23 protein-coding genes are annotated in these 18,708 nt (G+C 62.5%); 8 read left to right on the top strand and 15 right to left on the bottom strand.

Going from position 1 to position 18,708, the window contains the following annotated elements; genetic code table 11:
• Positions 1–152: 152 nt before the first annotated feature.
• The 6 genes from paaE to paaA are packed head-to-tail and all read right to left on the bottom strand — an operon-like array spanning position 153 to position 4,216.
• Positions 153–1,226, bottom strand: coding sequence for a 1,2-phenylacetyl-CoA epoxidase subunit PaaE (gene paaE, locus ACFWYE_RS20630; RefSeq protein WP_379062474.1), 1,074 nt, complete (start codon positions 1,224–1,226; stop codon positions 153–155).
• Positions 1,227–1,233: 7 nt separating this feature from the next.
• On the bottom strand, positions 1,234–1,737 hold the full coding sequence (paaD, locus tag ACFWYE_RS20625) for a 1,2-phenylacetyl-CoA epoxidase subunit PaaD (RefSeq protein WP_379113917.1): 504 nt from the start codon (positions 1,735–1,737) through the stop codon (positions 1,234–1,236).
• Between the two features lie 7 nt (positions 1,738–1,744).
• Positions 1,745–2,506, bottom strand: coding sequence for a 1,2-phenylacetyl-CoA epoxidase subunit PaaC (gene paaC, locus ACFWYE_RS20620; protein WP_379113915.1), 762 nt, complete (start codon positions 2,504–2,506; stop codon positions 1,745–1,747).
• On the bottom strand, positions 2,506–2,790 hold the full coding sequence (paaB, locus tag ACFWYE_RS20615; protein WP_054313507.1) for a 1,2-phenylacetyl-CoA epoxidase subunit PaaB: 285 nt from the start codon (positions 2,788–2,790) through the stop codon (positions 2,506–2,508). Before paaB ends, paaC begins: the two co-directional genes overlap by 1 nt.
• Positions 2,787–3,200, bottom strand: coding sequence for a hypothetical protein (locus tag ACFWYE_RS20610; protein WP_379113914.1), 414 nt, complete (start codon positions 3,198–3,200; stop codon positions 2,787–2,789). Before ACFWYE_RS20610 ends, paaB begins: the two co-directional genes overlap by 4 nt.
• A 17-nt stretch (positions 3,201–3,217) precedes the next feature.
• Positions 3,218–4,216 carry a 1,2-phenylacetyl-CoA epoxidase subunit PaaA gene (paaA, locus tag ACFWYE_RS20605; protein ID WP_379113912.1) on the bottom strand — a complete coding sequence of 333 codons (999 nt, stop codon included), beginning with the start codon at positions 4,214–4,216 and terminating at the stop codon, positions 3,218–3,220.
• Positions 4,217–4,574: 358 nt separating this feature from the next.
• Between paaA and ACFWYE_RS20600 the strand changes: the two genes are divergently transcribed.
• Both ACFWYE_RS20600 and ACFWYE_RS20595 read left to right on the top strand, forming a co-directional pair.
• Positions 4,575–5,000, top strand: coding sequence for a GNAT family N-acetyltransferase (locus ACFWYE_RS20600; RefSeq protein WP_379113910.1), 426 nt, complete (start codon positions 4,575–4,577; stop codon positions 4,998–5,000).
• A gap of 118 nt (positions 5,001–5,118) precedes the next feature.
• Positions 5,119–5,517: a VOC family protein gene (locus ACFWYE_RS20595; RefSeq protein ID WP_379113908.1), complete on the top strand. Its 399-nt coding sequence runs from the start codon at positions 5,119–5,121 to the stop codon at positions 5,515–5,517.
• Here the strand turns inward: ACFWYE_RS20595 and ACFWYE_RS20590 are convergent.
• Positions 5,501–6,139: a TetR/AcrR family transcriptional regulator gene (locus ACFWYE_RS20590; protein ID WP_379113906.1), complete on the bottom strand. Its 639-nt coding sequence runs from the start codon at positions 6,137–6,139 to the stop codon at positions 5,501–5,503. The genes ACFWYE_RS20595 and ACFWYE_RS20590 overlap by 17 nt on opposite strands.
• A gap of 99 nt (positions 6,140–6,238) precedes the next feature.
• Between ACFWYE_RS20590 and ACFWYE_RS20585 the strand changes: the two genes are divergently transcribed.
• The 3 genes from ACFWYE_RS20585 (at position 6,239) to ACFWYE_RS20575 (ending at position 10,220) form a co-directional block, all read left to right on the top strand.
• A complete protein-coding gene (locus ACFWYE_RS20585; protein ID WP_379113904.1) occupies positions 6,239–7,795 on the top strand; it encodes an FAD-dependent monooxygenase in 1,557 nt (518 codons plus the stop codon).
• A gap of 190 nt (positions 7,796–7,985) precedes the next feature.
• Positions 7,986–8,903: a LysR substrate-binding domain-containing protein gene (locus ACFWYE_RS20580; RefSeq protein ID WP_379113902.1), complete on the top strand. Its 918-nt coding sequence runs from the start codon at positions 7,986–7,988 to the stop codon at positions 8,901–8,903.
• A gap of 132 nt (positions 8,904–9,035) precedes the next feature.
• Positions 9,036–10,220 carry a GGDEF domain-containing protein gene (locus tag ACFWYE_RS20575; protein WP_379113900.1) on the top strand — a complete coding sequence of 395 codons (1,185 nt, stop codon included), beginning with the start codon at positions 9,036–9,038 and terminating at the stop codon, positions 10,218–10,220.
• Between the two features lie 42 nt (positions 10,221–10,262).
• Here ACFWYE_RS20575 and ACFWYE_RS20570 read toward each other — a convergent pair whose 3' ends face one another.
• The 7 genes from ACFWYE_RS20570 to ACFWYE_RS20540 all read right to left on the bottom strand — a co-directional run bounded on the left by ACFWYE_RS20570 (position 10,263) and on the right by ACFWYE_RS20540 (position 15,415).
• Positions 10,263–10,706 (bottom strand): c-type cytochrome, encoded by a 444-nt coding sequence (locus ACFWYE_RS20570; protein WP_379113899.1) that lies wholly within the window; start codon positions 10,704–10,706, stop codon positions 10,263–10,265.
• 2 nt (positions 10,707–10,708) lie between these two features.
• Entirely contained in the window at positions 10,709–11,209 is a 501-nt protein-coding gene (locus ACFWYE_RS20565) for a c-type cytochrome (RefSeq protein WP_379113898.1), read from the bottom strand.
• Entirely contained in the window at positions 11,202–11,741 is a 540-nt protein-coding gene (locus ACFWYE_RS20560) for a methylamine dehydrogenase light chain (protein ID WP_129411057.1), read from the bottom strand. The genes ACFWYE_RS20565 and ACFWYE_RS20560 overlap by 8 nt, the downstream gene beginning before the upstream one ends.
• Before the next feature lie 34 nt (positions 11,742–11,775).
• Positions 11,776–12,375, bottom strand: coding sequence for a redoxin family protein (locus ACFWYE_RS20555; protein WP_379062449.1), 600 nt, complete (start codon positions 12,373–12,375; stop codon positions 11,776–11,778).
• Complete coding sequence (locus ACFWYE_RS20550; RefSeq protein ID WP_379113897.1) at positions 12,375–12,941, bottom strand: MauE/DoxX family redox-associated membrane protein; 567 nt, start codon at positions 12,939–12,941, stop codon at positions 12,375–12,377. Before ACFWYE_RS20550 ends, ACFWYE_RS20555 begins: the two co-directional genes overlap by 1 nt.
• 5 nt (positions 12,942–12,946) lie before the next feature.
• Complete coding sequence (locus tag ACFWYE_RS20545) at positions 12,947–14,104, bottom strand: amine dehydrogenase large subunit (protein WP_379113896.1); 1,158 nt, start codon at positions 14,102–14,104, stop codon at positions 12,947–12,949.
• A 291-nt stretch (positions 14,105–14,395) separates the two neighbouring features.
• On the bottom strand, positions 14,396–15,415 hold the full coding sequence (locus tag ACFWYE_RS20540) for an AraC family transcriptional regulator (protein WP_379113895.1): 1,020 nt from the start codon (positions 15,413–15,415) through the stop codon (positions 14,396–14,398).
• A gap of 241 nt (positions 15,416–15,656) precedes the next feature.
• Between ACFWYE_RS20540 and ACFWYE_RS20535 the strand changes: the two genes are divergently transcribed.
• A complete protein-coding gene (locus tag ACFWYE_RS20535) occupies positions 15,657–16,541 on the top strand; it encodes a cytochrome c3 family protein (RefSeq protein ID WP_379113894.1) in 885 nt (294 codons plus the stop codon).
• A 23-nt stretch (positions 16,542–16,564) separates the two neighbouring features.
• Here ACFWYE_RS20535 and ACFWYE_RS20530 read toward each other — a convergent pair whose 3' ends face one another.
• Positions 16,565–16,864 (bottom strand): DUF982 domain-containing protein, encoded by a 300-nt coding sequence (locus ACFWYE_RS20530; RefSeq protein ID WP_379113960.1) that lies wholly within the window; start codon positions 16,862–16,864, stop codon positions 16,565–16,567.
• Positions 16,865–17,140: 276 nt separating this feature from the next.
• Between ACFWYE_RS20530 and ACFWYE_RS20525 the strand changes: the two genes are divergently transcribed.
• Complete coding sequence (locus ACFWYE_RS20525; protein WP_379113892.1) at positions 17,141–17,668, top strand: DUF4142 domain-containing protein; 528 nt, start codon at positions 17,141–17,143, stop codon at positions 17,666–17,668.
• A gap of 94 nt (positions 17,669–17,762) precedes the next feature.
• On the top strand, positions 17,763–18,632 hold the full coding sequence (ligD, locus tag ACFWYE_RS20520) for a non-homologous end-joining DNA ligase (protein ID WP_379113890.1): 870 nt from the start codon (positions 17,763–17,765) through the stop codon (positions 18,630–18,632).
• Positions 18,633–18,708: the final 76 nt, after the last annotated feature.

Here is an 18,708-nt window from a genome sequence, read left to right as displayed (position 1 = left end):
AGGTGTTGATCCTTGCGCTGCCCCGTTTTTTCCAACACCCCTCAACCGTCTCGGCGCTGCGCGCCGATCCACCTTCTCCCACAAGGGGAGAAGGGGTCGTCGTCGCCATGCCAAAGATCTCGATCTGTAGACGAGGGTGGCTTCGGACATGCCTACTGGTCATAGGTCACCACCACGTGGTCCGACAAAGGATGGCACTGGCAGGTCAGCACATAGCCCTGGCGTACCTCATAGTCCTCCAGCGCGTGGTTGGTCTCCATCTCCACCTCGCCTTCCAGCACCATGGCGCGACAGGTCGAGCAGACACCTGCCTTGCAGGCATAGGGCGCGTCGAGGCTGGCCGCCAAAGCAGCCTCCAGGATGGTTTCGCCCTTCTTCGCCATTTCAATGACGCGGGTGGAGCCGTCGAGCGTGATCGTTGCCTTGCAGGTCTCTGCCCTGTCGCCGTCGGCTGCAGCCTTGACGACATGCCTGGCGCGGCGCGGCGCCGAGGCAAACAGCTCGAACTTGATCTGGTCGTCGCGCAATCCGTGCTCGCGCAGTGAAGCGGCGATCGCCAGCATCATCGGCTCCGGTCCGCAGATGAAGGCCATGTCGATGGCGGCGATGTTGACCCAGCCCTTGAACAGGCGCGCGCATTTCTCGGCATCGATGCGGCCGGAGAACAGGTCGATCTCCTGCGCCTCGCTTTCCAGCACATGCACCACGTTGAAGCGGCCGAGATTGGTGTTCTTGATGTCCTCGAGTTCCTCGCGGAACATGATCGAATTGATCGAGCGGTTGCCATAGATCAGCGTGAAGCGCGATCCGGGTTCGCGCGCCAGCGTCGTCTTGATCAGCGACAGCACCGGCGTGATGCCGCTGCCGCCGGCAAAGCCGAGATAATGCCGGCTCACCTCCGGCCGCAGGGGCACATGGAAGGCTCCCATCGGGGCCATCGCTTCCAGCGCGTCGCCAGGCTTCAGGTCCTCATTGGCCCATGTCGAAAAGGCACCGCCGTCGACACGCTTGATGCCGACCTTGAGCAGGCCTTCATCCTTGCCGGCACAGATCGAATAGGATCGGCGCAACTCCTCGCCTTCGAACGAGCGGCGGAAGGTAAGATACTGGCCCTGCGTGAAGTCGAAGGCTTCACGGTCCTCGGCGCGCGGGGCAAGCGTCACCACGACAGCGTCGCGGGTCTCGCGGCGGACGTCGGTAACCTCAAGGGGAAAGAAGCGGGCCATCGGCGCCTCAGATGCTCTTGAAATAGTCGAAGGGTTCCAGGCACTCGGTGCAGCGGTAGTGCGCCTTGCATGGGGTGGAGCCGAACTGGCTGATGCGCTCTGTTCTTGTTGAGCCGCATTGCGGGCAGGATACAGTCAGCGGCTTGAGCGCGCCGGCGCAGGCCGCCGTGCCTTCCTGAGGTGGGGCGATGCCATAGGCGCTCAGCTTCTCGCGCCCTTCGGCGCTGATCCATGCCGTGGTCCATGCCGGCGACAGCTGCCGCTTGAGTTCGAGCTTTTCGATGCCGTGTTCACCGAGCGTGCGTTCGATCTCGAAGTTGATCACGCCGGTCGCCGGGCAGCCCGAATAGGTTGGCGTGACTGTCACCTCGAGTGTGTCGTCGCGCCAGGCGACGTCGCGGATGATGCCGAGGTCGATCAGCGAAATGACCGGAATTTCCGGATCCGGGATCTCGGCGAGCCAGGACCAGACCTGGTCGAGGCGAGGGCGGGTGATGGTGGCGACGTTCATTGCGGTCTCACCATTTCACGCCTGGGTAGGCGCGCTGCAGGAACTGCATTTCGGCAAGGATGAAGCCGAGATGCTCGGAATGCACGCCGCGTTTGCCGCCCTTCTGGGCATAGCTCTTATCCGGCGCCTTCAGCGTGGCCTCGGCAAGCGTGCGGCCGACATGCTGATCCCAGGCGGGCCGCAGCGATGCGGGTGCCGGTGCTATGCCGGCTGCTGCCAACTCTTCATCCAGCGCATCGCTGAGGAACATCTCGCCGGTATAGGGCCACAGGAAATCCAGCGCCGACTGCATCCGCCCCTGGCTTTCACGGGTCCCGTCACCGAGGCGCACGACCAGATCGGTGCTGCGCTCGAGATGATAGGCAACCTCCTTGGACGCCTTCTCCGCGATCTCGGCGATGCGCCTGTCGCTGGAGTTGACCAGCGCCTTCAGCATCGGCAGGTGCCAGGCGTCGAACAGGAACTGGCGCATGATGGTGCGGCCGAAGTCGCCATTCGGCTGTTCGACCAGCAACAGGTTGCGGTAGCTGGAGGCATCGCGCAGGAAGGCAAGCGCATCGGCCGTCCTGCCCTTGCCTTCGACTTCGCAGGCAAGGCCGAGCCACAACTGCGCCTGGCCGACATGGTCGAGTGCGGTGTTGGCGAGCGCGATGTCTTCCTCGAGCGCTGGTGAATGACCGCACCATTCGGAATCGCGATGGCCGAGGATCAGGCAGTTGTCGCCCATGCGCAGCGCGAATTCCGCTATGGCAGCAGCAGTCCCGCTCATCACATGTGACCCACTTCATCCGGCACGTCGAAGAAAGTCGGGTGGCGGTAGACCTTGGAATTGGCGGGGTCGAACAGCGGGCCCTTGTCGGACGGCGCGCTGGCCACCACGTCCGACGAGCGTACCACCCAGATACTCACCCCTTCATTGCGGCGGGTGTAAACGTCGCGCGCGTTGTGGATCGCCATCTTGGCATCCGGCGCATGCAGGCTGCCGACATGCCGGTGGTTGAGGCCGTGCTGGCCGCGGATGAAGACCTCCCACAGGGGCCATTCGCTTGTCATGTCAGGCTCCTCTGCGCGATCGAGCCGCGCTCTTTCATGAACAGTCCGGTCAGCACCACTGCCAGGGCGGCAAGTGCGCCAGTCTGCAGCCAGTAGACGGAGGTGCCGCGCCCGCTCAGCACCTCGGCGAGCTCGCTGGACTGGTTGATGTAGGCAAGGCCGATCACCGTCGCCCAGATCGAGATCAGCGCGAAAGGCACCACCGCGCGGTCACGCGAGGCAGCGAAGAACAGCGCCGCATAGGTGACCAGGGTGAAGGAGATGATGCGGTCCTGATAGGCGTAGAAAGGTGTGTCGAAATAGATGAACAGCACCGGCACCTTCAGGCCGAGGAAATGGGCCGTGCCCATGCACAGGAAGAAGGCGACGCAGATCAGGAGCAGCGTCCTCAGGATCGGGGAGGGTGCCATTGTGCGCTCCATCGCGGTTATGCTGCTGCCGCTGGCGTCTTGCGAACGGCATGCTTTTCGGCATGGGCAGTGAGTGCGTCGCGGAACCAAGCGCCGTCGTCCCAGGCCTTGCGGCGGGCTTCCAGCCGCTCGCGGTTGCAGGGACCGTTGCCGGCGATCACCTCGAAGAACTCGGTCCAGTCCGGTTCGCCGAAATCATGGCCACCCTTCTCCTCGTTCCACTTCAGGTCCTGATCGGGGACGGTGAGGCCAAGGTACTTGGCCTGTGGCACGGTCTGGTCGACGAATTTCTGGCGCAACTCGTCATTGGAATCCTGCTTGATGTTCCAGGCCATCGACTGGGCTGAGTGCACGGAAGCGTCATCGGAAGGGCCGAACATCATCAACGATGGCCACCACCAGCGGTTCAGCGCGTCCTGAGCCATCGCCTTCTGCTCGGGCGTGCCCTTGCACAGTACGGTCAGGATGTCGAAACCCTGGCGCTGGTGGAAGCTCTCTTCCTTGCAGATGCGCACCATGGCGCGTGCGTAAGGGCCGTAGGAACAGCGCTGCAGCGGCACCTGGTTCATGATCGCAGCGCCGTCGACCAGCCAGCCGATGGCGCCGATGTCGGCCCAGCTCAGCGTCGGATAGTTGAAGATCGAGGAATACTTCGCCTTGCCGGAATGCAGCTGTTCGTACATCTCGTCGCGGCTGATGCCGAGCGTCTCGGCCGCGCAATAGAGGTAAAGGCCATGGCCGGCCTCATCCTGCACCTTGGCGAGCAGGATCGCCTTGCGCTCCAGCGTCGGCGCGCGCGTGATCCAGTTGCCTTCGGGCAGTTGCCCGACGATCTCCGAATGGGCGTGCTGGGAAATCTGCCGGATCAGCGTCTTGCGATAGGCCTCCGGCATCCATTCCTTCGGCTCGATCTTCTGGCCCGCGTCGATGCGCTCCTGAAAGGCGCGTTCCTGCGGCTCCATCTCATCCAGGCTCTTCACCCGGGCGGCGTCCGTCTTGACCATCTGTGCGTACATGGCGACGTCTCCTTCTTCGACGGTGTCACGCGCGTCCTTGAGGCAGTGCGTTGAGGGAAGAAGTTGCCGGTGCGCAAGCCACGCACAGGCCGCGGTCCTGGCTGCCTGATGGCGTGTCAATCACGCCGCGGGTGTGGACTTCACGCATGAGGTTCCTCCCTGTCGGCGTCTTATCACTTAATTCACCGACCGGTCGGTCATTTAATCGCATGAAATGGCCGTGAGATCAACCGTAAACTGCAGCCGCGGTGGCAACAGATCGCATGGACGCCGGTTGGATATCGGAGCAACCGTCGCGTCACCGTCATGGGTGCTGCCTATGTGTTGGGCGCCGGCAAACAAATCGTGGAGACCCGAGATGGAGACCAGACCCGCCATATCGCGTGATGTCTCTTCCCTCGCGCACCTCATGACCGAACTCGGTTATCCGACGTCCACCGAGGAAATGGCGGCTCGGATGGCGGCGCTGGTCGACCGGACAGACCATGCGGTGTTCGTGGCGGTTGAAGGTGCGCTCGCTGCGGGCATGATCGCGCTCTCGACTTCGCCATCGCTTTACAGAGACGATCCGCAGGGTGCGATTGTCGCGCTCGTTGTCTCCTCTCGCTTCCGCGGCCGCGGGGTGGGTGCGCTGCTGGTGGAGTGCGGAGAAAGCTGGCTTCGCCAGAACGGTGTCTGCTATGTCACGGTGAAGCCGAGCGTGCATCGTGAAGATGCACATCGGCTGTACATCCGGCTCGGATATGAACATACCGGGCTGCGGTTTTCGAAAAATCTGGATTAGCTCCCGCGGAGGCAGTCGAAATTCCTCAAGACGGCCGATTCGACATAGTTCAGCGGAGGATGGCGTTCCAGGGCGGCGGCGCGATAATAGCGGCTGCGATTCTGTGAGGGCTGCGCATATGCTGCATCATCTGTCTCTTGGAGTAGGCGACATCGCGAAGGCGGCTGCGTTCTACGATGCGGCGCTGTCACCTCTGGGATACATCCGCGTCTGGGAAGACATCCGGCCGGGTGAGGAAGACCAGGCCGTCGGTTATGGTCTTCCGGGTGGCGGCGACAAACTGGCGCTGAAGCATAGGCCCAATCGGACCGGAGCGCCCGGAGCCGGCTTTCACATCGCTTTTGCCGCACCCAGCCGCGACGCCGTCACGGATTTCCATCGCGCGGCGCTGGGCCATGGCGGCCGGGACAACGGTGCGCCTGGACTCAGGTCGCACTACGGTCCCAACTACTTTGCCGCTTTCGTCATAGATCCGGACGGGCACAACATCGAAGCGGTTTTCAATCCGAAGCCGTGACGTAGGGCGTGCCGGCGAGTGCCGCATCGACTCCGCCAAAGCCGCGTTCCATGACCTTCATCAAGGCTGCTTCGGGTTTTCGGTTCGCGCGAAAGGCGCGCAGGGCCTCCCGGTAGGCAACCACCAGCGTACCCATCGACATTGTCGCGGCCAGGGCTGCATCGGGGTCCGAGCGTAGCCTGCCGGCCACATCGGCCAGCATTTCCGCGAAGTCGTTGGCCAGCGTCACCTGGAGTTCGCACGCGCGCGCAGTCAATGTCGGGCTATTCGCCACCATCTGCCAGAACTGGATCGGCCGCTCGTCGATCCTGAACAGGGGATGCTGTGTTGCCACCAGTGTCCGCATCAGCGCCTGGAATGCCTGCACCGGTGACTGGCCGTGGCGGTCGACCAGCGCCTTGCGCACGAGTTCCCGCACCTCATCCTCGCGATCGAAGACCAGGTCTTCCTTGCGGGCGAAGTAGTTGAACACCGTCTTTCTTGCGACGCCGGCCTCGCGTGCGACGTCCGTGACGGAGACCTGGTCGAAGCCGCGCTCGACGAACAGCAGTGTCGCGACATTGGAGATCGCCTGGCGCGTCTCCTGTTTTTTGCGATCTCGGTGGCCTGGCGGATTTGACATATCGAGCCCTATAGCATAAATAAATTTTACACCGGGTGTAAAAATATTGATCCACGATCGAAATGAGCGCTGTGCGAGATGCCCGAAGAGGATTTTTCCATGATCTACGATGTCGTCATTGCAGGAGCCGGTCCCGTCGGCTTGTTCCTTGCCAGCGAGCTGCGTCTCGCAGGCCTTTCCGTGCTGTTGCTGGAGCAGGCAGAAGACCCGCACTCGCCTTTGAAACGCCTTCCATTCGGCATGCGCGGTCTTTCAGCGCCCACGCTCGATGCATTTTACCGCCGCGGATTGCTGGACCAGGTCGCGGCTGCGCAAGGCGCAGGTGCCGGCAAGGCTTCGGCTACCGCGCATTGGGTGCAGCAGCCACGCCGTCCGGGCGGTCATTTCGCTGGCATCCAGTTCTATCAGGACAATATCGATACCTCGAAATGGCCATTCCGCCTGCCAAGTCCGGCCGGCACGAGCATGACAGTCGAGATGCAGTCGCTCGAGGCCGTCCTGGCCGCCAACGCAAGCGCTGCTGGTGTCGAGATCAGACGTGGCTTCGGCGTCGAAGATGTCGACCAAACCAACGATGGCGTGATTGTTCGTGCCTCAGGTGAGACGTTCCGAGGGTTTTGGCTGGTCGGCTGTGATGGTGGGCGCAGCACTGTGCGCAAGGCTTGCGGCTTCGAGTTCGTCGGCACTGATCCCGAATTCACCGGCTATTCGCTTGAGGCCGAGCTTGCCGATCCGGACAAGCTGCAAACAGGTCGTCAATATACGGCGACCGGCATGTATACCTACGCACAGCCCGGAACCATCTCGATGGTCGACTTCGACGGCGGTGCCTTCCACAGAAGCCAGCCCGTCACGCTCGACCATGCTCAGGCGGTATTGCGTCGGGTGTCTGGCACGGATGTCTCCCTGACGTCGCTTCGTCTCGCCACCACATGGACGGACCGGGCCTTTCAGGCAACCACTTACCGCAAGGGGCGGGTACTGCTGGCAGGCGACGCTGCCCATGTCCATTCTCCGCTGGGCGGCCAGGGGCTCAATCTGGGGCTCGGCGATGCCATGAACCTCGGCTGGAAGCTGGCGTCCACCATCTATGGCGATGCGCCGGAAGGTCTGCTCGACAGCTACACAAGCGAACGCCACCCTGTTGGCGCACAGGTGCTGGACTGGTCACGCGCCCAGGTCGCGCTGATGCGGCCAAGCCGCAGTTCGCGTGCGCTGGAAGCCATCATCCGGGATCTCGTCGCCACGCGCGACGGTGCGACATATTTCGCTGAGCGGGTGTGGGGCGTTTTGCTTCGCTATGATCTTGGCGGCAACCATCCGCTGGCAGGCCGCAGCGTTCCCGATTTCGAGCTGGCTGATGGAAGGAAGGTCGGCAATCTCCTCATGACGGGCAAAGGCCTGTTGCTGGACTTCACGGCCGGCATGTCGCTCAGGATGCTTGCCGAAGACTGCGCCGGCAAGGTCGCCTATGTCGCCGCTCAGGCCCGCGACGAATTCGGTCTGAGTGCTGTGCTCGTGCGCCCTGATGGGTTTGTCGCCTGGGCCGCAGACGGTGCTCCCGATATCGACGGGGCTGCACGGGCGCTGTCGCGATGGTTCGGTGACGTTCGCCTCACAGATACTCGAAATATGGCTTCCGGTATGGGGGCGTGAAGCCGATGTCACGCATCATGTGATCGTCAAGATCATGCGGCCGGATCCCGCAGGTTCGCGTTGGAGCGAAGAGTCTCCCAGCAATTATCTTCATGTAAAGGGTGCATGAACATCTCAAGAAGCCGACAGTTGCATCGAATGGCGACGCCGGTACAATGAAATCACCATATCTTTTGCATGAAGAATTTGAATGCAAAGCAGCAGAACATATCCTTCATTGCAAAGCCTGCTTTCGATGCTGGCCGTGTACCGGCAGCGCAGCTTCACGCGGGCGGGGCTGGACCTTGGCCTGACACAGACCGCCGTCAGCCATCAGATCGCGCAGTTGGAAAGGTGGCTGGGTTACACGCTTTTCCTGCGCGGAAGAGCCGGTGTCGAGCTGACCCCCGAGGCCGGAATGATCGTCCCCGGGATGACGGAAGCCATGGAAGGGCTGCTGCGCGTGCTCGACGAGGCGAGGTCGACAGAGCAGGGCCGAAAGCTGCGCATTTCGACGACATCGGAATTCGCGACGCAGTGGCTTCAGCAACGGCTGCCGGGTTTCTGCTCAGCCAACCCATCGATCGACGTCAGCGTCACGATCGAATACCGCCGTGCGCAGCTGGATGTGGAAAATGTCGGCGTGGCGATCTGGCTGATGGGCGCGCCAGCCCACGATGGCGCTTTCCGGTTGACGGATGATCACGAACTCGTCGTCTGTTCGCCGGGCCTGCTGGCGAAGCTGCCGGCGATGGACGCGCTGCTGGAAGCCCCGCTGCTTCGCTATGAGGGCGCCCGCCACACGGTCCTGGACTGGGAGCGCTGGCACGGGCAGCTTTATGGCAGGACGGCGAGCGAGGGCGAAAGGTCGATCGGTTTCGACAGCGGTCCATGTTTTCCGACATTCGCCGACATGGTCGCCGCCTGCGAGGCGGGTGATGGTTTTGCCCTTGTTCGCACCAGCCTTGTCGCGGACAGGCTCGCGGCTGGAAAACTCGTGCAGGCGTTCGTCGAAACGGTCAGGTCGGACCTGCAATATCACCTCGTTTCCACCCCGACGCAGCGAAAGCGTGCTGAGGTCGTGGCTTTCCGGGCATGGCTTGTTCGGGCAATGGGTCTCGCGGAATAGCTTCGTCGGCGGAAGGCCCAAAAGGTTTTCGCCCCGGCATTGACGAGGCGGTAACCGGACTTGGCTTCGATCGTTGCCAGGGACCGGCTTCTATGCGAAAGCTGCGCCGCGTTCCAGGACCGCCGAGCCGCCATGCGTGTCCCTTCCAATCCCCTTGTCCTGATCGGACCCGCCATCCTGCTGGTTTTCGCGGCGAGTTTCGTGGCGATCTGGTTGCGTGACCGGCGCCTTCAGTACCTGCTGTTCTTCTGTGCCGCCTGTCTGTTCTTCTGCCTGGGAACCTTGTCGCAGATACTGGCCGTGCCGGACGGGCATGGCCCGAATGCCATGGCATCGTCTTTCCTCTATACGCTGAGTGTGCTTCTGCTCAATGACGGGCTGCTTCGGCGCTCCGGTCAACGTTTGAGCATGGTCGGCTATCTCGCCATTCTTGCCCTGATCTGCGGTGGCATCGCCTTTTTTTTCTATGTCGACCGCCAGCTGATCGTTCGCATCTACATCCTGAACTTCGGCTATGGGCTGATCTGCCTTGCCACCGCCTGGCGGCTGCGCCAGCTGCGGGCAGGCATGTTCGCCGAGAAGGTCCTGTTCTGGATATTGCTTGCCTTTTCGCTGCATTTCTTCCCGCGTACCGTGCTGACGGTCGGTACGGTGGCGCCATCGGCTGGGACATTCGGCACCTCGCCCTTCTGGCTGGCACTGCAGTTTTCGCTGGCGGTGCTGGGCGTCATGCTGGCGCTTGCGCTGTTTGCGGTGACCGTCAGCGACATGGTCGCTGACCTGCGCCACGAACGCTCCGTGGATCCGCTGACCGGAGTGCTCAATCGGCGCGGCTTTGACGAGCGGGCGCAGGAACTGCTTGCCGACACGCGCAACTGGCCGGTCAGTCTCATCCTTGTCGACATCGACCACTTCAAGGCCATCAACGACACTTTCGGGCATCCGGCGGGCGATGCCGTCCTCAAGGCATTCGGCCATCTGCTGCATGATGCGATGCGCCAGGTCGACGCCTGTGGCCGGCTCGGGGGCGAGGAGTTTGTCTATCTGCTGCCAAACTGCGACGCGGCCGGCGCACATGTCTTTGCGCAGCGGCTGAGGGAGAATGTGCGTGGCAACCGTTTCGATGGGCTGCCGCCAAACCACCAGCTCACGGCCAGTTTCGGCGTCGCTTCAGCACGACGTGGCGAAAACCTCGACGTATTGCTTGCGCGCGCCGATGCCGCACTCTATCGGGCCAAACGACAGGGCCGTGATCGTGTCGAGGTGGATGGGAGGGTGACCAAAAGCCCGCCAGTGTCCACGACCGCCGGAAAATAGGCGGAAAGCCGCCGTGAGCCAGGCATTCTTGCTGGAATTGCCTCAGTAATTCGGCAGCGCATAACCCTGTTTCTGCAGGTTCTCAGCCACTTTGCGCCGCGCGACAAAGAAATCCGGTGGCCGGTTGGCGCGCGAATGCGCGATCTCGTCGACCGAGTAGGGCTTGAACGGCTCGGTCAGTGACTCCTTGGCCAGTGCCGGCACCAGCCAGTTCATCAGTGTCGCCACATCCTTGTCGTCGAGGCCGGAATTCATGATGCCTGGTGCCTGGGTGAGGAAGGTTCGCGACTCTTCCGATTTCATGAAGGTGCCGACATTGCCGGCGAGTGCCGGGATGCGGCCGACGGTGGCCGCGTTGCCCTGCAGGCCATGGCAGCCGGAACAGTGCAGCCTGTAGAGGATCTGACCGCTCTCCGAGGCGGCGGCCGGGCCAAACCCGGCGGTAGCCATCGAGACGATCAGGAAGGCGAAGGCAGCACGTCTCATCGTCACTGGACCAGCTGTGAGCGCGTCCCGAGCAGCGCCTTGTGGTCGACCTTGTTGGCGCGCAGTGCCGTTACATCCGCTGCGGTCAGTGGCTTGAAATCGGCCGGTGCGGTGTTCAGCGTGGCGAGCACGTAGTTGGCCAGTGTCGCGATCTCGTCGTCCTTGCGTTGCTTCTGCGCCGGCATCACGCTCTGATAGGTGCGGCCGGCTGCCGTGAGTTTGCCGGAGAGGCCATTCAGGATGACGGTCGGGACATAAGTCCGGCTGTCCGGTTTTCCGGCCTTTGCCCAGTCGGCGCCGGCGAGCGGCGGCGCCATGCCGGGTATGCCGACGCCGCCCTTGCCATGGCAGGCCCCGCAGGTCTGCGTGAACAGGGCAGCATCGTCGGCCAGTGCACTGGACGTGACCAGCATCGCCAGTGCCAGGGCGAGCGCAGTTCTTTGCTTTGGCGTAATTCCGGACGCAAAACCGTTGTGCGCTTTTGCTGGAATTGCATTAGCCATTGCTGTTGCCGAGACCGACGACGGCCGCCACGGTGCAGTGGTAGTTGGTCTGCGTATTGGCCATGCACCAGTTGATGTCGTTGTGCACGCCCATGCGGTAGCCCGGCCGTTCGCGCAAATTGAAGTTGCACAGGCACTTGCCGCAGGACGCGACGCCGCAGCAGTCGTTGTAGCTGATCAGATAGTCCTTGCCGTCGCCCGGATTCTGGCAGGTGCCGACCCAGGTCACCGCCGAGATCTGCGCATTGGGCGGGCACTGGTTGATGGTGCCGCCGCAGCAGGTGCACAGGAAGCCGTCGAGCGCGCAATAGCGCCAGTATTCGCATTCCTGGTCGGTTTTTTCCGCGGCAGCGCGGGCGGTGCCGCCACCATCGCGGTCGAAGGGCAGCAGCGGCATGATCGCGCCACCGACGGCCACCTTGCCGACGAAGGACAGGAAGGTGCGGCGTCCGAGCCGATGCGCCATCTGCCGCGATCCTCGTTCCGTGACGTGGTCGATGGCACCGAAGAGTTTGTCGATCAGTTTCGACATTGTGTGTCTCCCCTAATTCTAAGCACGTCTCGATTCAGCCACGACCGGCGACTTCGGCTTCGATCCAGTTCTGGATCGATGCCTGACCGAGATCCTGGGCATTGAGAAGGCTTTCCAGTTGCTCGCGCGAGTTGACCAGACCCTTGCCACGCACCACGCCCTGCGGATCGAGCAGCACCGCGAAGGGCAGGCGGTTGATGCGGTAGGTCATGCCAAGGTCGCGCGACAGCACATATGGGAAGTCGGTCAGGCCGGCGGCGCGGCGGAATTCGGCGTGTTCCAGCGCATCGCCGTCGGAGGCGATGACAATGCCGAGCTTCTGCGCTTCCGCCTGCTTCAGCGATTTGAGAACCGGCAGCAGCTTCTTGCAGACCGGGCAAGTGGTCGACAGGAAGAACACCAGCGTGCTCTTCGGCGCTGGCGGCCCGAGGGTCAGTGACTTGCCATCCAGAGTGAGCAGGTCGAAGCGTGGCGACTGTTCACCGATCTTCGGGCCGGCGTCTGTCATCAGCGCACCCATCGGCGCCACGCGTTCGAACAGGATGCCGACCTGTCGCGCCAATGCGAAGACGACGACCAGGAGGACTATGACGATCGCCCACAGGACGATCACGGCTACAACCAGCGGATCCATCAGTCATGCCCCTCGTGATTGTGCTGCTCGAACGCGCGGTTGGACGCTTGCAGCCAGGACCAGTTGTCGATGAGTTTTTCGATGCCTGCGAAAAGCAGAATGGCGGAGAGGATGCCGGCCGCGGCACTCAGCCAGGCCACGGCGGTCATCTCGGCCGGAAGCAGGGAGGCCATCGCCACCAGGCAAAGCATGCCGAGTACGGCGTTGCGCGCCACCAGATACCAGGACAGGCCTTGCCCTGCACCACCGCAGCCACAGTCGATATGCGTGTTGCCGCGTACCAGGTTGACGGCAATGGCGCCGGCGTAGATGGCGAGCAGGATAAGCGCGATGCCCGCGGCGAATGGCCGGGTCGCCGGCACGATCAGCCCGAGGATCACCAACATCTCCAGAACCAAAAGGCCGAGTGCCGCCGGCGTCAGCAGCGTTGCGGGCAACAGGCGATAGCCGCCCATCGTGTGCATGAACATTGTGAGGTCGGTGGCCTTGTGCATCGCGGCGCGGGCGAAGACGCAGACCAGCGTGCCTGCCGCGATGACCACCAGGATCGGGTGCAGCGCTACCATGGCTGCTACCGCACTTCGACCTGGTCAGGCAGGTCTCCGCCAGAGGCTGTGGCCGCTGGCGTCAGCGCGAAATCCTTGCCCGCTTCCGGCAGGTCATAACGGACGATCTCGGCCTTCAGCCCATCGATCGCGAATAGCGCCGGTTTGTCGCCCTGGTTGACGGTCAGCCCGATCGCCGGCACCGATTTCGAACGGCCGATGACCTTCTTGGCCTTGAGGTCGACCGCCCAGATTTCTTCGGCCGGATTCTTGTGGCTGCCTTCCGTGCCGTTGGAGTGCATCAGCATGTAGGCGATGCCGTTCTTGTCGTGCACGGTCAGCGGCTGGTAGCCGCCGGGGCGCCAGTTGCCTTCGACACCCTTGGCCGCTTCGATCTTGTCGACCAGCTTGGCGGTGTCGCCTTCGACGTCGATGACATAGATATTGCCGCCGTAGGACGGGAACACCCAATAGTCGCCCCATCGATAGGCGCTGGTGAAAATGGCATCCTTGTCCGGATCGAATATCGTTTCGGAAGGCTTCATCTCGCCGGTGCCGTCCGACTTGACGTCGATGGTGCCGACGGTGCCGTCACCGCACAGGGTCGCGAACCGTGTCGCAGTCTTGGCTGAGGGGAAGATACCGTAACAGCCAGGGTTGGGAATGTCGCCGATCTGCTTCTTGGCGGCAAGATCGACGACCGTCACCGAGGTTGCCGGCGTTGCATTCTGCACGAGGAGATACTTCATCTCGGCCGACGGCTGGAACAGTGAGCGATAGTTCAGCGCCTGCGCCCTGTTCTTGGAGATCGGAATCTCTTCCTTGAAGGTGAGATCTTCGCCGGAATAGACTTCGACGAAGTCCGACCGCTCGCCGCGTGTCGTGCGCGAAAGATGCGTCGTCGCGACAAAGATGTCCTTCGAGCCCTGCGGGAACTGGGCCATGCCGAGGCTGCCGGTGCCGATGATGCCGATGGGCTTCAGCGTCTTGGCATCCATCGCATAGATCCGGCCATCGACCACGTGGTTCAGTGCGAGGTCCATGGAAAAGAGCATTTCGGTTCCGGCCGGGATCTTGACGTTGGTGATCTCCTCCGGCTGGATTTCCTTGGCCGCCTCCTGGGCGTAGGCAGGCAAGATCGCCGTACCTGCCAGCAAGGCCGCTGCGAACAGACCCAAACGCATTGGTGGTCCTCCCCTTTGCTCGTTCCTTCCGCGCCGGCCCTTCCATGCGCCACAACCATTCCGTAACGGCATGGGTTGCAAACTAAACCGGAGGTGGCAGAAAGGATCGTGACCACGGATGATGTCGATAGGGTCTGCCGTCGCGCTTCTCCTCGCCCCGGCAACCCCCTCCGCAGCCTCTCTCCACTCCTCCCAGGGCAGCTACAGGCTCTCGACCTTGAGTTTGCATCGCCAGTTCGGCGACCCGCTTGACAGAATGCGCCAAAATGCCGGCGATCAGCCGCCCGGCGATCAGATATGTCTTTCCCGGGTCCGGTAGTCGGCAGGCGTTTCGCCGACCTGGCTCCTGAAATTGCGTGAGAAAGCACTGGGCTCGCTGTAACCGAGTTGCAGCGCAATCGTCGTCAACGGGATGTCCGTCGCCACCAGCATGCATTTGGCGATCTGGACACGCACCTTGTTGCGGATGTCGAGGAAGTTCACGCCGCATTCGGCCAGGCGCCGCTGGAACGTGCGCAGCGAGACGCCGAAATCGGCGGCGGCATGTTCGACATCCGCATCGAAGGCGCGCGCAAGCGCTGCGCTCATCCAGGCCTGCAGGGCGGTGACCAGATCGACCTCCTGTTGCAGCGCGGAGCGCTTGTCCTGAAGTTCTTCCTCTGCCTTTGCGTTGGCGACCGGATCAGCGCCGGGAACGCTGTGCTCGAGATAGGCGGCGGGGAAATAGATGGCGTTGCGCGGCCGCCCGTTCTGCACGGTACAGCCGAAATAGCTGCGATAGGCATCCAGGTCCCGCGAGCAGTCATGCTCCAGGTCCACATGCGAGATCGCGCGCCGTGGCCCGATGACGTCGGTCAGCATCTTGTGCTCGAGCGCGACGGTGAAGTCGGCGTCCTGGTGGCGTAGCCGCACCGTTGGATCTGAGATCGAATAGCTCAGCCTGGCGAGGTCACCCGAAACGTCCAGGCGCGCCTCGGTGTTGCTCTGCAGGCTGGAGAAATAGCTGGTGAATTTCGAGAATGCCCAGCCAAGCGTCGGCGCGGTGAAGAATATGGTGGCGATGGAGCCCAGCGCCGGCAGATTGTAGCTGCGGCCGAGCTTCAGGCCGAAGGTGATGTCGCCCTTCTCGCGCGCCGCGGCCTCGAGGATGGTGGTGAAGATCGCCAGTGGCGTGCTGTCGCTGCTTTCCGCCAAACTCGCGCGTGTAAGCCCGAGCCGCGCCAGGATGCTCTCCGGCTCCTGGCCTTTGCTGGCCAGTGCGTCGAGCAGCAGCGTCGTTGCCTGCGGCGCGATCGTTCCGCTTCCCTGCATCCCGAACCTCTCCAGAGCGTTTCCGTTTTTCACGGAAACGCGGAAACGCTCTAACTTCTCGTTCTCGCCAGGGGCATCCCTCTCATGCCCTGGTGGGATTTCTGCGGGAATTGTTGGATCGCGGCATGGGCCTGTCAATTGCCTTGAAGTCGAACATGCCCTTTGTCGGCCAAGGCACTAGCCTGACGACGGTTCGCCGGGGACTGTTGTGGTGATGAGCCTGCGCGCGAGGTGGCTGCAGATGCTGGCCAGCCAAGCCGGTCGGGCAGGGCTGGTGTCGCTGACGCTTGGCCTTGTTGTGCTCTTGTGGCAACCGACCGATGCAGGATGGTGGGCCGCACGGCTGCTTGGTGCCGCTGCCCTGATGCTGACAGCCAGCACGCTCTTCCTGCGGCCGGCCCCGGGCCGACGCCCCCTGCACCGGATTTTCGGCTGGGCCGCACTGGCTGCGCTCGTCGGTCATGTCACCATGACCACGGCTTTCCAGCCCGTCTTCTGGCGCTGGCTGTCGCCGGCGGTCCCGATCGAGATCGTCGCCGGCATCGTAGCTCTGCTGGCCTTTCTCGTTGTGCTGCTCGTGCAGCGGTCCCGAGTGATACGCCGACGGCTCGGTCCCTTTGCCAGCCTGTCGGTGCACCGCACCGCCGGCTACCTGCTCATGGCCGCCGCCGCTATCCACATCGCGTTGATTTCCGGAATGATCATGCTGGCTGCCGCTGCCTTGCTCGCGGGGCTCGCATTTCTGCTCATCGAAGGCCTCGTGCGCGAGCGGCATATCTTGCGCCTGGTGATCACGCTGGGGCTGTTCGTTGGCGCAATTGCATGGCTAGCGATGGGGTCGATGGCCGAGACCCGGCTGGCCAGCCTGCGGCAGGCGCCGATCGACCATGCCCGCTTCCTGCATACCGACCACACCGGACTGGCATGTGCAGGTTGCCATCACAATTTCGTCGACCGGACCGGGAGCGAGAACTGCCTGACCTGCCACAAGCGTATCTCTGTGTCCGAGACCACTCGCATCGACGGCATGTTCCACGCTTTTTGCTCGGATTGCCATCGCAGGGACAAGCAGGTGGGCAGGAAATTCGGACCGATCGACGATTGCAATGGCTGCCATGGAAGATGACGGCCGGCGATGGTGGCTCCGTCCTATGACGCCACGAATTTCGTGATGTCAGCGAGCGTGCTGGCGACTTCCTTGGGAAAACGGTGACGATTGCGGACGATCCGGTCCTGCTTGCTGGCCGCTTCCATGAAGGCACCAAAGGCAGCACGAGGGCTGCATTCGCCATCCTGCGAGCGCTTGATCAACTCGACGGCCCGCAGATAGCTCTCGCAGTCCTTGTCGGGCCAGGAACGGCGCATGGCGTCAGACATGTCCCTGATGTTGCGGATCATGAATTTGCTGCCGCAAGAAGTCTTGAAGGTTACTGGTGTAAAACAAGCCATCTGTCGTGATCTCCTCTCGTTGTGCGCATGGATGCCAAGATTGCTCCCATGCAGGCGATCGTTGATCCTCAATGAAAATCCGCATCGGGGTGGATAAGTCTTTTGATGGAAGCCAGTTCCAACACAGAGTGTTTCGCTCTCAAACACTTTGTTTGAGGGGTGCAGCCGGAGAAACTCGGAGATCGGGGTTTTCCGTTCCCATTCAACTTCCGTCCGGTGTTTTATGGAACGATCGAAGCGTGCTTCCGTTCGGATTTCCAACATAGGAGAAAACCGATGAAGCCATTCGTTCTCGCTGCTGCCATTGCCTTGGCGACCACGCCCGTGCTGGCTCAGTCCGTCGCGGAAAAGACTGGCGTGAACACGCTGCTCGGTGTTGCCCCTTCCACGGCTGATTTCGTCACGAAAACCGCGGCAAGCGGTCTCCTCGAAATTGCGGCGAGCAGGCTTGCCGTCGAGCGAGCCGATCCGGCGACCAAGGCCTTCGCCGAAGAAATGGTGCGCGACCACGAGCGGCTCTCCGGCGAGCTGAAACAGCTGCTGGAGAGCCAGGCCATCACCGTAGCCATCCCGACCGAGATGACGGGAGACCAGAAAGCGACGCTGGCCAAGCTTCAGGAACTGCAAGGACCAGAGTTCAGCGGTCGCTATCACTCCGATCAGGTCAAGGCGCACGCGGATGCAGTCGACCTGTTCCAGCGTTACGGCGAGAAAGGCGAACAGACCGCGATCCGGACGTGGGCCGTAAGCACGCTGCCGACATTACGGCGCCATCTCGACATGGCCAAGGAACTGAACAGATAGCGGCTACGGCTGGACCGTCGACGGGCCGTGCGTCATGCTGTCGGTCCGGGGCCTGCGTGACCATTGGACAATGGCCACGATCATGGGAGCAGTCATGACATCAGCCGACAAATCCACGGTTCAGCTAACCCACCCCGACCGCGTCTACTGGCAAGACGCCGGTGTCACCAAGGCCGGCCTCGCGGATTATTATGCCGAGGCATGGCCGCGCATGGCGCCCTTCGTGACCAACCGGCCGCTGGCTCTGCTGCGATGCCCGGAGGGCACGGCAGGCCAGTGTTTCTTCCAGAAACACGCCTGGCGAGGCCATGCCAGGGAGGTCCTCACCGTGCAGGACCCGAATGACAATTCCGAGGAGCCCATCCTTGCCATCGACAGCTTCGATGGCGTGATCGGACTCGTCCAGGGCGCGGCGCTCGAGATCCATCCTTGGCAGGCATCCCTGGCCGATCTCGAACATCCGGATCAGATCGTCATGGATCTCGATCCCGGCGAGGGCATCACATGGCAGGATCTGATCGATGGCGCACGGGAAGTTCGCGGGCGTCTGGAGAAGGTAGGGCTCAACACTTTCGTCAAGACCACCGGTGGCAAGGGCATCCATGTCGTGGCGCCGATCAAGCCGGTCACCGGGTGGAATGAGGTAAAGGAATTCACCAAGGCGATCGCGGATGAGATGGCCTCGGACAGTCTTGATCGATATGTCGCGACCATCACCAAGTCGAAGCGGGTCGGCCATATCCTCATCGACTATCTGCGCAACCAGCGTGGCGCGACGGCGATCGCGCCATACGCCAGCCGGGCGCGCGCCGGCGCCCCCGTTTCGATGCCGCTCGACTGGGATGAGCTTGGCCCTTCGATCGGCCCGGCACATTTCACGGTCACGAACGCCGCGAGCCGACTTGCCCAGGCCGACCCATGGAAGGAGTTTCGCAAGGCGGAAGTTGCTTTGAAGCTGAAGTGAAATGATCGGGCCTGGAACAGGCGGGAGTATGGGGTCACACGACCCCGTGCCAGATTGAGCAGTAGCCGCCCCTGGC

It is taken from the genome of Mesorhizobium sp. NPDC059025 (genome assembly GCF_042739655.1).
Lineage (GTDB): Bacteria > Pseudomonadota > Alphaproteobacteria > Rhizobiales > Rhizobiaceae > Mesorhizobium.
The sequence above is the reverse complement of the archived record's forward strand: the minus strand, read 5'-3'. Positions and strand labels throughout refer to the sequence as shown.